Source organism: Nakamurella sp., from assembly GCF_048594475.1.
Taxonomy (GTDB): Bacteria; Actinomycetota; Actinomycetes; order Mycobacteriales; family Nakamurellaceae; genus Nakamurella.
The window spans coordinates 20,375-33,525 of record NZ_JBMDXT010000081.1 but is presented as its reverse complement, the minus strand read 5'-3'; the positions used below and the strand labels follow the sequence as shown (position 1 = coordinate 33,525).

The 13,151-nt window shown below is 73.3% G+C and carries 9 protein-coding genes; 4 read left to right on the top strand and 5 right to left on the bottom strand.

Annotated features, from left to right (window positions below):
- Positions 1 to 606 precede the first annotated feature (606 nt).
- The 4 genes from ACOJUF_RS04165 to ACOJUF_RS04150 all read right to left on the bottom strand — a co-directional run bounded on the left by ACOJUF_RS04165 (position 607) and on the right by ACOJUF_RS04150 (position 7,191).
- Positions 607 to 3,573, bottom strand: a complete 2,967-nt coding sequence (locus tag ACOJUF_RS04165; RefSeq protein WP_420120607.1) for an NlpC/P60 family protein — start codon at positions 3,571 to 3,573, stop codon at positions 607 to 609.
- 393 nt (positions 3,574 to 3,966) lie between these two features.
- Positions 3,967 to 4,446, bottom strand: coding sequence for a YbjN domain-containing protein (locus tag ACOJUF_RS04160; protein ID WP_420120606.1), 480 nt, complete (start codon positions 4,444 to 4,446; stop codon positions 3,967 to 3,969).
- A gap of 55 nt (positions 4,447 to 4,501) precedes the next feature.
- On the bottom strand, positions 4,502 to 5,863 hold the full coding sequence (mshA, locus tag ACOJUF_RS04155) for a D-inositol-3-phosphate glycosyltransferase (RefSeq protein WP_420120605.1): 1,362 nt from the start codon (positions 5,861 to 5,863) through the stop codon (positions 4,502 to 4,504).
- Positions 5,864 to 5,919: 56 nt separating this feature from the next.
- Entirely contained in the window at positions 5,920 to 7,191 is a 1,272-nt protein-coding gene (locus tag ACOJUF_RS04150; RefSeq protein WP_420120604.1) for an Ig-like domain-containing protein, read from the bottom strand.
- Between the two features lie 196 nt (positions 7,192 to 7,387).
- On the opposite strand from ACOJUF_RS04150, the gene ACOJUF_RS04145 reads away from it, so the two are divergent.
- The 3 genes from ACOJUF_RS04145 (at position 7,388) to ACOJUF_RS04135 (ending at position 11,395) form a co-directional block, all read left to right on the top strand.
- Positions 7,388 to 8,509, top strand: coding sequence for a UDP-N-acetylmuramate dehydrogenase (locus ACOJUF_RS04145; protein ID WP_420120603.1), 1,122 nt, complete (start codon positions 7,388 to 7,390; stop codon positions 8,507 to 8,509).
- Between the two features lie 153 nt (positions 8,510 to 8,662).
- On the top strand, positions 8,663 to 10,213 hold the full coding sequence (locus tag ACOJUF_RS04140) for an aminobutyraldehyde dehydrogenase (protein ID WP_420120602.1): 1,551 nt from the start codon (positions 8,663 to 8,665) through the stop codon (positions 10,211 to 10,213).
- 135 nt (positions 10,214 to 10,348) lie between these two features.
- Entirely contained in the window at positions 10,349 to 11,395 is a 1,047-nt protein-coding gene (locus tag ACOJUF_RS04135; RefSeq protein ID WP_420120601.1) for a hypothetical protein, read from the top strand.
- Positions 11,396 to 11,476: 81 nt separating this feature from the next.
- Here the strand turns inward: ACOJUF_RS04135 and ACOJUF_RS04130 are convergent, their stop codons facing one another.
- Positions 11,477 to 12,676, bottom strand: coding sequence for a cytochrome P450 (locus tag ACOJUF_RS04130; protein WP_420120600.1), 1,200 nt, complete (start codon positions 12,674 to 12,676; stop codon positions 11,477 to 11,479).
- A 94-nt stretch (positions 12,677 to 12,770) separates the two neighbouring features.
- Here ACOJUF_RS04130 and ACOJUF_RS04125 point away from each other — a divergent pair, with 94 nt between their 5' ends.
- On the top strand, positions 12,771 to 13,145 hold the full coding sequence (locus tag ACOJUF_RS04125; RefSeq protein WP_420120599.1) for a rhodanese-like domain-containing protein: 375 nt from the start codon (positions 12,771 to 12,773) through the stop codon (positions 13,143 to 13,145).
- Positions 13,146 to 13,151 lie beyond the last annotated feature (6 nt).

The following is a 13,151-nucleotide window of genomic DNA, read 5'->3' as shown; positions in this document are numbered from 1 at the left end:
CCGTGGCCAGGGCGCCGGAGTCGGCCTGGTCGATCGCGGCGGTCCCGGTCGACGAAGGTGAGGTGCAGGCCACCACCAGACCCGCCGCCAGGACTCCGACCACCGTCCCGGCGGCCACCCTGATCGCGGTGCGCTTGCGGGACGTGCCCTGCACGATCCGGCTCCTTCGTCGCCGAATCGCCCTCCGGGCACCCTTCCGGTGCTCGATGGTGTCCTCGCAAGCTGGGCCGACGAGAGCCGTGCGCGTCATGTGCGTCCTCCGTGGCTGGGTCCGGTGCGAGCCGGTCGCGCGGGCGGCCGGTGCACTCAGGACGGAGCGGTCCGCCACCGGCGCTGCACGCAGAAGGTCACGGTTGGGCAACGGTGGCGGGGATCGGTCGGCCGGACGGTCGGTCGGGGCCGGCTCGGGCGCCAGCGGGGCGGCCGCGGTTTCGGGTCGGCCGGATCCGGCGCCGGCGGCGCGGCCTTGCCGGCCGGACGTCAGTCGGTCCGGTCGGTGGACGCCGTCAGGAGCAATCCGTCCCGAGCGATCCGTGGGCGGGCGATCCGTGCGGGCAATCCGGGCCCGGACGGGCGCGGACGGGCGCGGACGGGCGCGGGCGTGGATCAGCGCGGGTCGGGACCGGGTGCGGCCGTTCCCCGATCGATCCCGGGGCGCCGGGTCCGCGGGGCGGTGCTCCACAGGTCGGCGCTCCGGGCCGGTCCGGCGGGCGCCCGCGGCGCCGGCGACGACGCGGACTCCGCGGGCCCCGACGTCTCGACGATCGCGGACACCGAGCCGCCCGGGGCCGCGGTGGAGCCGGTCGTCGTGGGGGTGGTCACGGTGGTCGGACCCGTCGTCGTACTCGGACCCGTTGTCGTACTCGGACCCGTGGTCGTACTCGTGCCGGTCGGGGCGGTCGAGCCGGTCGTCGCGGTCGCCGGGTCGGTCGGCGCCGTCGAGCTCGCGGTCCCGGGGCCGGGGCTCGTGATGGCGCCGGTCGTGGACGGGCCGGAGGCGGTGGCGCCGGTCGTGGACGGGCCGGAGGTGGTGGGTGCGGTGCCGCCGGTCGACGAACCGGCCGGGGCCGACGCCGTCCCGATCGAGCCGGTCGCCGGCGCGGACGTGCTGGCCGGCGCGGACGTGCTGGCCGGCGGCGCGGTCGGGGTCGGCGTGGTGATCGGTGCCGGGGTGGTCGACGGGGATGTCCCCGGGGTCGTCGTCGTGCCCGGGGTCGTCGTCGTGCCCGGGGCCGTCGCGGTCGGCGCCGTCGCGGTCGGAGCCGTCGCGGTCGGAGCCGTCGCGGTCGGAGCCGTCACGGTCGTCGCGGTCGGGGCCGTCGGGGCCGTCGGGGTGACGGTGGCGGGCGGGGCCGTCGGGGTGACGGTGGCGGGCGGGGGTTGGGTGACGGTGGTGACCGGGGGCGACGGGTCGGGGCCGGCGGCCGGCGCGGGGTCGGGCAGCGTCACGACCGGAGCCGGGGCCGGGAACGGCTGCGGCCGGATCCGCGGGATGTTCGGGGTGTACCCCGACCCCGACCCCGACGCCCACCCGGAGGCCAGGCTGCTCAGCGACGGCACCGATCCGCCCGCGTACTTCGGGCTGGCGTAGCTGTTGATCCGCACCAGGGATCCGAAGTCGGCGATGCCGGGAGCCCGGACCGGGCTACCGGTCCAGTACCGGTGCACCCGATCGTCCATGTCGGTGCGGGTCAACGGGACGATGTGCACCGGCGTTCCGACCCAGGACGCCTCGAGGATGTAGGGCCGGCCGCCGACGGTGCCCAGGTAGACCGCGACATGCCCCGGGAATCCGACGATGTCGCCGGGCAGCGCGTCCGACCAGCTGACCGACACCCCGGCCCCGCGCTGCGACCCCGAGTCGCCGGGCGTGGCGTAGCCGGCCATCCCCAGCACGTACGCGGTCAGGCCGGAGCAGTCGAACCCGATCTCCGGGCCGCAGCTGTTGTAGTCGCCGCCGCCCCGGGCGCAGCCGTTGTTCGGGCCGGCTCCGGATCCACCACCACCCCAGACGTACGGCAACCCCAACGCGCTGAACCCGGCCGCCAGCCCGGCCGCGACCTGTGGCGTCGGCGCGGTGATCGTCTGCCCGGCCAACGCCGCGGAGACGTACGGGCTGTTCGGCACCTGCACCGTCGTCCCGGTCGCCCGCACCGCGGCGTTGACCACCGTCGTCGACGCCCCGCCCCCGGTCGACCCGAAGTACTTGCGGAACAGGAAGAAGAAGTTCCGGTTGCCGTAGGCCGAGCAGGCGTCGCCGGTGCCCGGGTACGCCGCCAGCGACGCGGCGTTGGGCTGGTACGGGGTGTAGTTGTACAGCGACGCCGTCGCCTGGTTCTTGATCGTGACCGGCGCCCCGCCGCACCCGGACTCGGCGACGTTCCACAGGATGGTGGCCGTCTGCCCGGCGCGGTAGTTGTACTTGCCCGGGTCGACCCGGTACCTGGCCCACTGCTTGGCCATCCCGTAACCCTGGTTGAAGAACCCGGCGTACGCCGGGTCGCAGTTCGCGCTGCCCCCCGGGCCGGTGTCCGGGCAGTGCCAGCCCCACGCCGCCGTGTACGTCGCCGCGGTCGTGTCGGTGCGGCTCAGCAGCCCCGACTCCTTCTGCAGGGTGACCAGCATGACCTGCGGGTTGATCCCGCAGGCGGTCGAGAACCGGGCGATCACCGTCGCCGCGTCCTCGTTCACCCCGCCCGGGTACGCCTGGCAGTACTGGTCAGCCGGCTGGGCCGGCGTGCTGATCCGCAGGTTCTTCAGACACCAGGGGCCCGTGCAGCCCTCCCCCTCCGAGAGCAGGAACGTGCGGATCTGCTCGACCGACATCGCCGAGGAGTTGTAGAACACCGCGTCGGAGACGATGTTGCCCGGATCGAACGCCGACCCCGTCGCCGCCTGCTGCGCCGGCGCCGGCACACAGGTCACCTCGTCCTGCGCGATCCGCACGGAGTCCATCAACCGGTCGGCCAGCGCGGCGGCCATCGCCGTGTACTGCGCGAACCGCCATCCGGTCCGCGTCTTCTGCACCACCTCGCCGATCTCGTCGTCCGACCGCGGATCGGTGTCGTAGTCCGGCACCTGCTTGACCAGCTGGTCGAAGAACATCCAGGCCGCGCCCGCGGGCTCGGTCCGCCGGTACTGCGTGTAGGTGACCGGGTTCTGCTGGAACAACCCGAGCCACTCGCCGTTGACCGCCTCCGGCCGCAGACTCGACTGCTGGGTCGCGACCGCGACGCCGATCTGGACCCCACGACGGGTGATGCCCATCTGCTTGCCGACGGCGATGACCGTGGCCGCCATCGTGATCTGCTCGGCGTCCAGGGTGATCCCGGCGAAGGTGCCGCCCCCGGCCACCTCGGCCGGCACACCCTGCAGATTGCCCAGCGGGGCGGGCGTGCCCGATCCGGAGGCCGGAACCGACTCCTGCCCCGGCGCGCAGACCGGCGGTCCCGTGGGCAGTCCCGCCGGCACGCCGGCCGCGCCCACGTCCAGCACGGCCGGAATCGCGGCCCAGGCCTGGGTCGCCGGGACCGCGACGGTCAGGACCACCGCACCGGCGGCCGCGCCGGCCACCAGGCGAACCCATCGGGACGACCGGTCGAGCGGGGCGACGGACGGGGTCGGCTCCTCGTACCCGGCGCGGTGTTCCGGGGCGCGCCACCCGTCCGGGTGAGGCAAGCGGCGGCGCCGACCGAGGGCACGCGTCAGCGCGGCAGCCAACCGACGCTGTCGCCCGATCACGGGCATCCCCCAGTGTCTTGTGTCACGCACCTGGACGACTCTCTGGTCCGGTGTGACGATACTCGACCTCGCTGTGCTCAGCCGTCCTCGATCCGGCTACGCTCAGTCGTCACCACCGTCACCCTTTTGGTCACATACGGGACGGATGTCGGTTTTCGATCGATGCCGCCCGCTGAACGCCGCCGTGGGCGCTGACCCTGGGTGACACCTCGTCGCAGGGCGGCCTCAGTCGGCGTCGATGAGATGCCGGAACTGGGTCAGGTTGGCGACGGACTGCCCGGTCGAGGTGCGCCAGGCCCATTCGCGCCGGATCGCCGAGGCGAAGCCCCGCTCCAGAATCGCGTTGAAGTCGGCGTCGGAGGCCGCCAGCACGACCCCGAGCACGGTGTTGAGTTCCTCGGCCGTCACGGTGGTCCGGCCGAGCCGGCCGACCAGGTGGATGTCGCCGTCCGCGTCGATCGCGTAGGCGACCGTCCGGAGCTGGGCGTTGCGCTGCAGCAGGAACCGGTAGACCTGCTCGACGTTCTCGTCGGGCTTGCGGCAGACGAAGGACTCGATCACCACGTGGTGCGCGCCGACCAGCAGCCACACCAGCGTCCGGTGCCGCCGCTCCCCCGGCAGGGTCACCAGAATCGCGTCGTCGCCGTGCCGGACGAAGTCGGCGCCCAACCCGGTCAGGGCGGCGGCGATGCCGTCGGTGTCCATCGTCGTCACCCGGTCCCCGCTCGCCGGTCGCGGTCGCCGGCCGCGCGTCGGGCGGTCACAACCCGGCGGCGCGCATCAGGCGCTGGGCGTCGACCGGCTCGATCACCCGGGAGGCCAGGGCGGCGACGCGGGCCGCCCGGTAGCTGTCCAGCAGCCCGTCGACCGTGGCGTCCCAGGAGAACCGCAGGGCCTGCCGCCGGGCGCCGGCCGCCAGCCGGTCCCGACCGGCCGGGTCCAGCGCGACGCGGGCCAGGGCGTCGGCCCACTGCTCGGGATCGTGGCCGTCCACCAGCAGCCCGCTGACGCCGTCGGCCACGGCCACGGTCAGCCCGCCGACGGCCGCGGCCACCACCGGGGTCCCGGCCGCCTGGGCCTCGACCGCCACGAGGCCGAACGACTCGTTGAAGCTGGGCACGGCGACCACGTCACCGGCCCGGAAGATCGTCACGAGGTCGGCGGCCGGCACGGGCGGCCGGAAGTCGATGGTGTCCCGGCTGCCCAGCAGGTCGACCAGATCGTCGAGCCGGTGACCCGGCCGGCGGCCGGTGCCGGACGCACCGCCGACCACGACCAGCCGCCAGCGGTGCTCGGGATGCCGGTCGGCCAGCCGGTGCACGGCGCGGACGGCCACGTCCGGACCCTTGAGCGGCTGGATGCGCCCGGCGAAGACGACGACCTTCTCGTCCGGCCCGATACCGAGGGCCTGCCGGGCGGCGGCGCGGTCGCCGGGGGTGAACAGGTCGGTGTCCACCCCGGGCGGGACGACGTCGATCCGGTCGGGCCGGGCGTCGTACCACTGGACCAGGTCCCGCCGCTCGGCCGCGGTGTTGGCGATCAGCCGGTCGGCCTCGGCCACCACCTGGTCCTCACCGATCAGCCGGCCCCGGGGTTCGGGGTCGTCACCCTGCGCCATCGCCGCGTTCTTGACCTTGGCCAGGGTGTGCGCGGAGTGCACCAGGGGCACGCCCCAGCGGTCCTTGGCCAGGTAGCCGACCTGGCCGGACAGCCAGTAGTGCGAGTGCACGAGGTCGTAGTGGCCGGGCGCCTTGCGCGCCTCGGCCCGCATCACCCCGGCCGCGAACGAGCACAGCTGCCCGGGCAGGTCCTCCTTGTCCAGGCCCTCGAACGGGCCGGCCACGATGTGCCGGACCAGCACCCCCGGTGCCATCTCGACGATCGGCGGCTGATCCGACGAGGTGGCCCGGGTGAAGATCTCGACCTCGATGCCGCGCGCGGCGATCCGGCGGGCGGTCTGGTCGATGTAGACGTTCATGCCGCCGGCGTCGCCGGTGCCCGGCTGGGCCAGTGGCGAGGTGTGCAGGGAGATGGCCGCGAGCCGCCGGATCGGCGGCTCGCCGGCGCGCGGCGCCAGGGTACCCCGATCCTCGGGATCGGCGTGCGCGGAGTGTCTGCCCATGACGCCGTCACGGTACGCCCGGCGAACGACCGCCCGGCGCCGGCCCGGCGCCCCGCTCACAGGGCGGACAGCTTCTGCCAATCGTCGAACGAGTAGATCCAGTCGTAGATGTAGTCCTTCTCGCTCATCTGCGCACCGGTGTTGGAGACCACCACCGGGTCGCCGTAGATGGCCGAGTTGTAGTAGTCCTCGGCGTCCCCCACCCCCATGTTGATGCAGCCGTGGGAGACGTTCTCCTTGCCCAGGTAGGGCGTGGTCAGCGCGTTCTCATGGATGAACTCACCGTTGTTGTTGATCCGGACGGCCCACTTCTCCTCGACGTTGCAGTAGTCGAACTGCGGATTGCACATCGAGAACGTCGGATACTTCTCGGTCACCACGTGGATGCCGCTGACCGTGGCCCGCCCGGGCACGGACTCCTTGCCGTAGGAGACCGGGTAGTTCTTCACCACCTGATCGTCGACCAGCACGACCATCCGGAACGTCGTGACGTCGGCCTGGACCACCTGCTTGCGGCCGACGGTGAAGTCCGTGGCGATGTCCTCCCGACCCCACTTGCCGCTGCCGTAGTTGACCCCCTGGAGGTCGGCCTCGACGTGCACGTTGGTGTTGGCCGGCCAGAACTCGGCCGGGCGGAAGTGCACGATCGACTGCTTGACCCCGGTGCCCTGGATGTCCTCGTCCTGCAGCCAGCCCCAGGAGCCCTTGATGTCGCCCTTGTCCGTGGTCAGCTTGAACGTCTGCTGGGCCGCGGCCTTGTCACCGATCGCCTCGGCGAAGGTGATGATCACCGGCGCGGCCACCCCGACGGTCGTGCCGCTGGGGATCTGGAACGAGGCCCGCACCGTCGACTCCGGCTTGACGGTCTGCAGCGTCCCGGTGAACGGGGTGTCGGTGCCATCGGCGTCGGTGGCCGTGCCGGTGAACGTGTAGGTGGTGTTGTAGGCCAGCTTCTGGTTCAGGGTCCAGGTGGCCTTGTCGTCGGAGATGGTTCCCGTGACGTTCGAGCCGTCGTCCCCGGTGACCGTCAGGTCCTTGATCGTCGCCGAGAACACCGTCACCGTGACCGGGTCGTTCGGGGCCACGTCGGTCGAGCCGAACTTCGGCTTGGAGCTGACCCGCACCTTGGTGTTCAGGGCGGTGGAGTCGCTGCTCGGCGCGGCCGACTGGTCCAGGCCGGACACGGTGACCGGCGCCCCGGCGGTGGAGGTCACGGTGACCACCACGTCGCCGCTGCCGGCGCCGCAGCCGGCGAGCGCGAGCACGGCGGTCAGCGCGAGTGCGATCCAGCCGAACCGGACCTGCCGATGCCGAGTCGTTCGTCGCACCGCACACTCCTTCTCTGACCACGTTCTTCGACCACGTTCTTCTGACCCGTTCGTTGACCACGTTCGTTGACCACGTTGTGTCACCACGGCCGTCGTCCGCGCCCGCGCATGGTGCTCCCACCGTAGGCCGCGTTCGTGAGGTCCGGGTGACGCGGCCGTGTCGGCACCGGGCGCCGCGGCTGCCTACCCTGTCCGGGTGTCCACACCCGTCCGCCTCGCCGACCTGACGACCCTGCGCCTGGGCGGTCCCGCCCCCGCGCTCACCGAGGCGCACACCCCCGACGACGTACGCCGCATCGTCGGCGACGCCGACCGCAGCGGCACGGGCGTGCTCGTCCTGGGCGGCGGGTCGAACCTGGTGGTCGCCGACGCGGGCATCGACGTACCGGTCGTGCGGATCGCGATCCGCGGGATCCGCGTCGTGCCGACCGGCGACGCCGCCCTGGTGACCGTCGGGGCGGGCGAGAACTGGGACGAGGTCGTGGCGACCCTCACCGCCGACGGGTTCGGCGAACTGGCGCCGCTGTCCGGCATCCCCGGTTCGACCGGGGCCACGCCGGTGCAGAACGTCGGCGCCTACGGCACCGAGATCGCCGAGGTGCTGGAGTCGGTGACGCTGTTCGACCGGCACACCGGCACCACCTATCCGGTCCCGGCGTCCGACCTGCGGCTGCGGTACCGCAGCTCGACGTTGCGGGGCACCGGCACCGGGGTCGTCACCGACGTGACGATGCGACTGAGCCGGGGACCGGTGGTGGTGAAGTACGCGGAGCTGGCCCGCACCCTCGGGGTCGCGCCGGGGGCGACCGCCCCGGCCGCCGCGGTCCGCGAGGCGGTGCTGGGCCTGCGCCGGTCCAAGGGCATGGTCCTCGACCCGGACGATCCCGACACCCGCAGCGTCGGCTCCTTCTTCACCAACCCGATCCTGGACCCCGAGGCCCTGGCCCGGACCGACCGCGCCATCCGGGACCGTCTCGGGGCCGACGTCGCCTACCCCCGCTACCCGGTGCCGGACGAGCCGGCGGCCGCCGGGCAGAACCGGGCAGTCGCGGCGGAGCCGGGCCGGGTTCCGGCGGCGGGCAGGGTCAAGCTCTCGGCCGCGTGGCTGATCGAGCGGGCCGGCTTCGGCAAGGGCTTCGCCGGGCCGGGCGGCCGGGTGGCGATCTCGGGCAAGCACACCCTGGCGCTGACCAACCGGGGCGGCTCGACCGCCGATCTGCTCGCGCTGGCCGCGCAGATCCGCGACGGCGTGCGGGCGGCCTTCGCGGTGACGCTGGAGCCCGAGCCCGTGCTGATCGGGGTGTCCCTGCCGGGCTGACCGGCCGGCCCGCCCACGGTCTCTCGCCCGGCCCGTCCACCGCCCGTCGCCCGGCCCGTCCGCCGGCCCGGGGGCCCGCTCGCGACCCCAGCGCACCGGCCGAGCCGGGGATAGGGTCGGGCTCTGGACGGTGGGTCAACGAAAGGGCAGGCAGTGAGCGAGAAGATCGCGCTGGACAACGTCATCAACGGCGAAACTGTTCCGGCGGCGGACGGGGCAACGCTGGACATCGTCGATCCCAGCACCGGCACGGTGTACGCGACGTCGCCGCTGTCCGGGGCGCAGGACGTCGACCGGGCGTACGCGGCGGCGACCGAGGCCTACCGGACCTGGCGGTGGGCGACGCCGAGCGAGCGGCAGCAGGCCCTGCTCAAATTCGCGGACCACATCGAGGCCAACGCGGACGAGCTGGTCGCGGTCGAGGTCAAGGACACCGGCAAGCCGACCGCGATGACGCTGTCCGAGGAGATCGGCCCGATGGTCGATCAGATCCGCTTCTTCGCGGGGGCCGCGCGCGTGCTGGAGGGCAAGTCCTCCGGCGAGTACATGCGCGGCTTCAGCTCCTCGATCCGCCGGGAGCCGGTGGGCGTCGTCGGCCAGGTCGCGCCGTGGAACTACCCGATGATGATGGCGATCTGGAAGATCGCGCCCGCGCTGGCCTCCGGTTGCACCGTCGTGCTCAAGCCGTCCGACACCACCCCGGCCAGCTCGGTGTGGATGGGCAAGGCCCTGCAGGAGTTCTACCCGCCGGGCGTGGTCAACGTCGTCTGCGGCGACCGGGACACCGGTGCGGCCCTGACCGCGCACAAGGCGCCGGCACTGGTCTCGATCACCGGCTCGACCGGCGCGGGCATCGCGGTGGCCACCGCGGCCGCCAAGAACCTGACCCGCGCCCACCTGGAACTCGGCGGCAAGGCACCCGTCGTGGTGTTCGACGACGCCTCCATCGAGGACGCCGTCGAGGGCATCGCCACCGCGGGCTACTTCAACGGCGGGCAGGACTGCACCGCCGCCACCCGGGTCATCGCCCAGGCCGGCATCTACGACGACTTCGTCGCCGCGCTGACCGCCAAGGCCAAGGAGACCAGGACCGGCTCCCCCGACGACGAGGACATCCTGTTCGGCTCGATCAACAACGCCAACCAGCTGGCCCACATCGCCGGCCTGGTCGAACGGGCCCGCAACACCGCGGACATCACCGCCGGCGGCGCGCCGCTGGACCGTCCTGGCTACTACTTCCCCGCGACCGTCGTGGCCGGCGTGCACCAGAAGGACGAGATCGTGCAGAGCGAGGTGTTCGGCCCGGTCATCACGGTGCAGAAGTTCGGCACCGAGGACGAGGCGCTGGAATGCGCGAACGACATCGACTACGGCCTGGCCTCCTCGGTCTGGACCAAGAACGTGGACGTCGCCGCCCGGATGTCCGCGCGCCTGGACTTCGGCTGCGTCTGGATCAACACACACATCCCGCTGGTCGCCGAGATGCCGCACGGCGGGTTCAAGAAGTCCGGCTACGGCAAGGACCTGTCGATGTACGGCTTCGAGGACTACACCCGCAACAAGCACGTCATGCACTCCCCCGCCTTCACCGGCGGCCCGGCCCCCGCCGTCCGACGCAGCCCCGGCGCCCGGCGCCGGGGCTGCGTCGCATCCGGTGCCGAATGGGCCGAGTGTCCCGGGGCGGGCCGGATCAGACCGGGCTGATCATCTCGGCAGAATGTGCCCGACTTGTCCCTTTTCCTGCCGAGATGATCAGCCCGGACAAGCGGCCGGCCGCGGGTTGTCCACATTCGCGCCGGGCGGGCCCCACGGCGGCCGCGAGTGCGCGACGCTCACCGCATGCCTGCCGCACCCACTCTGCCCGCCGATGTCCGGGCCACCCTGCTCGACGGCCGGGGCCTGATCCGGGCGGCGGACTTCGAGGGGACCTCCGGGTCGCGCAGCCGGCTGCACCGGCTCGAACGGGCCGGACTGCTGACCGGTCTGGCCAAGGGCGTCTACGCCGACACCGCCACGCTGCGGTCCGCCGGCGAGTGGTCGGCCTTCCGGCTCCGCACCCGGGCGTTCCTCATGGTCGCGGCGCCGGACAGCTACGCGTCCGACTGGTCGTCGATCGTCCTGCACGACCTGCCGACCCGGGGACGTCCACCCACCGTGCCGAACGTGATCAGGCCGGGGTCGCGGGTCAGCGGGTCGAACACGACGCGCTGGGGCCGGACTCGATTCGCCGCGGTGCCGGACCGCTGGCTCGGTCAGGTCGACGGGTGCCCCGCGGTCGACCCCGCGTTCGCCGCCGTCGACGTCGCCCGGCAGGCCGACCGGCTGACCGGGCTCGTACTCGCCGACGCGGTGGCCTTCCGCCACCGGGGCCGGGACCGGCTCGCGCAGGCCGCCGTCGACGTCGAGCGATGGCGCGGTGGGCGTCGGGCGCGTTGGCCGGTGCAGCACTGCGACGCCGACGTCGAGTCACCCCTGGAGTCGGCCGGACGGCTGGCGTTCCTCGACGCCGGTCTCCCAGGCAGTCTGAGCAACGTCTGGGTCGGCGACATCGTCCCGGAGGCCCGGCTCGACCACTACTGGCCCGCCTTCCGCATCGCCGCGGAAGGCGACGGCGTGGGCAAGTACCTGCTGACGGACCCCGCCGCCGCGATCCGGCGGGAGAAGGAGCGCGAATGGCTACTGCAGCAGTGGGGCATCCGGGTCGTTCGGTACACCTGGGCCGTGGCAACGCGATCGCCGGACGAGCTGACCGGCCGAATTCGCGCGCTGATGCGCGTCGCCCCCGACACGTCGTGCGCCCTCCGGCTCTGGCCCCGCGACGAGGGTCTGGCCCTCCTCGGACTCCCGTCCGGCCGACCGCGGCCCCGTCCGGTCGCCGCGGCCTGACCCGGGCTGATCAAGTCGGCAGAAGGTGCCCGACATGTCGCTTTTCCTGCCGAGATGATCAGCCCGGGGCAGGGGGCGCCGTCAGTCCAGGGTGACCGGAAGCCGTTGGTAGCCACGCAGGGTCAGGCTGACCCGCCGCATCCCCGGACCGGCCAGGGCGATCTGCGGGTACCGGCGGAACAGGGCGGGAAAGGCGACCTGACCCTCCAGCCGGGCCAGCGGCGCGCCGAGGCAGTAGTGGATGCCCGCGCCGAATGCCAGGGACCCGCCCTGGGCCCGGCCCAGATCGAGCCGGTCGGGGTCGGTGAACCGGGCGGGGTCCCGGTTCGCCGCACCCAGGCAGACCGTGAGCTTCTCGCCGGCGGCGACCGGCGTACCACCCACCGTCAGCGGCCGCAGGGCCTTGCGCCGGGCGATCTGCACCGGGGAGTCGAACCTGAGCAACTCGTCGACGGCCGTCTCGGCCAACGCGTCCGGCGCCGACCGCCAGCGGGCCAGCTGGCCGGGCGCGCCCAGCAGGGCGACCAGTCCGTTGCCGAGCAGATGGGTGGCCGTCTCGAAGCCGGCCGCGAACAGCAGCGCAGCCATCGTCACCACCTCGTCCGGACCCAGCCCGTCGGGCTCGGTGGCCACCAGCGCGCTCATCAGGTCACCCCGCGGCCGCGCCCGCCGCTCGGCGGCCAGCTCACCCAGATACGACCGGATCTCGACGGCCGCCGCGTCGGCGCGGGCCAGCACCCGCGGAGTCGTCACGTCCAGCACGTGGGTCCAGTCCCGGGCCAGCTTCTGGAACGGTGGCTGGTCCGCCCGGGCCACGCCGAGCAGCTCGCCGATCACCGCGATGGGCAGCGGGAACGCGAAGCCCGAGACGAAATCGGCACCCGACGCCAGACCGTCCAGCAGCTCGGACACGACGCCGGCGATCGCCGGTCGCAGGCCGGCGGCGCGGCGCGGGGTGAACGCGCCACTGACGATGCGGCGCAGCCGCGTGTGCACCGGCGGGTCCAGCCCGAGCAGCCCGGTGCCGAAGAGCAGCAACGCGGGATGGTCCCGCCAGTCCGGCACGCGCCCGCCACCGACGTCGTCGGAATGCCCGACGTCCGGGCTGCGCAGCACATCCGAGCAGTCGGCGTACCGGGTGATCATCAGCGAACCGTCGCCCAGCCGCGGCAACCCGGGCAGCGCCAGCAACTCGCGGTAGACCGGGTACGGATCGTCGCGGCCGGCCCGGGAGACGAACGCGGCGAGCAGCGTGTCGGCGGCAGCGGTGTCCGTGAGCACAGGCGGTTCCTTCCGGGCGTCCCCGGAGCATCCTGCACCCCCGGCGACCGGGCCGCCCGCCCCACCCGCGGCCGGTGGGCGCGAGGATGACCCGATGAGCGCGATCAACGAGTTGCTGGACCGGGCGCGGGCCCGCCTGGACCGGGTGCCACCGGAAGCCCTGGCCGGGGAGGCGGCAGCGGGTGCCCTGATCATCGACACCCGGCCGGTCGAGCAGCGCGAGCGCGACGGAGCGTTGCCGGGCGCCGTCGTCGTCGACCGCAACGTCCTGGAGTGGCGGCTGGACCCGACGTCGACCCATCGGCTGCCGATCGTCACGGGGTCCGACCAGCGGATCATCGTCGTCTGCAACGAGGGGTACAGCTCCAGCCTGGCCGCCGCGACCCTGCAGGATCTCGGCCTGCGCCGGGCCACCGATCTGGCCGGCGGCTACCAGGCCTGGCTGGCGCACCGGGCCGGCGCCGGCTGATCCGCG

What these genes read in the sequence shown, in the direction of transcription:
- ACOJUF_RS04160 (WP_420120606.1), bottom strand. Translation starts at nt 4,446, where the DNA reads ATGGACACCGACGGCATCGCCGCCGCCCTGACCGGGTTGGGCGCCGAC.
- mshA (WP_420120605.1), bottom strand. Translation starts at nt 5,863, where the DNA reads ATGGGCAGACACTCCGCGCACGCCGATCCCGAGGATCGGGGTACCCTG.
- ACOJUF_RS04135 (WP_420120601.1), top strand. Translation starts at nt 10,349, where the DNA reads ATGCCTGCCGCACCCACTCTGCCCGCCGATGTCCGGGCCACCCTGCTC.
- ACOJUF_RS04125 (WP_420120599.1), top strand. Translation starts at nt 12,771, where the DNA reads ATGAGCGCGATCAACGAGTTGCTGGACCGGGCGCGGGCCCGCCTGGAC.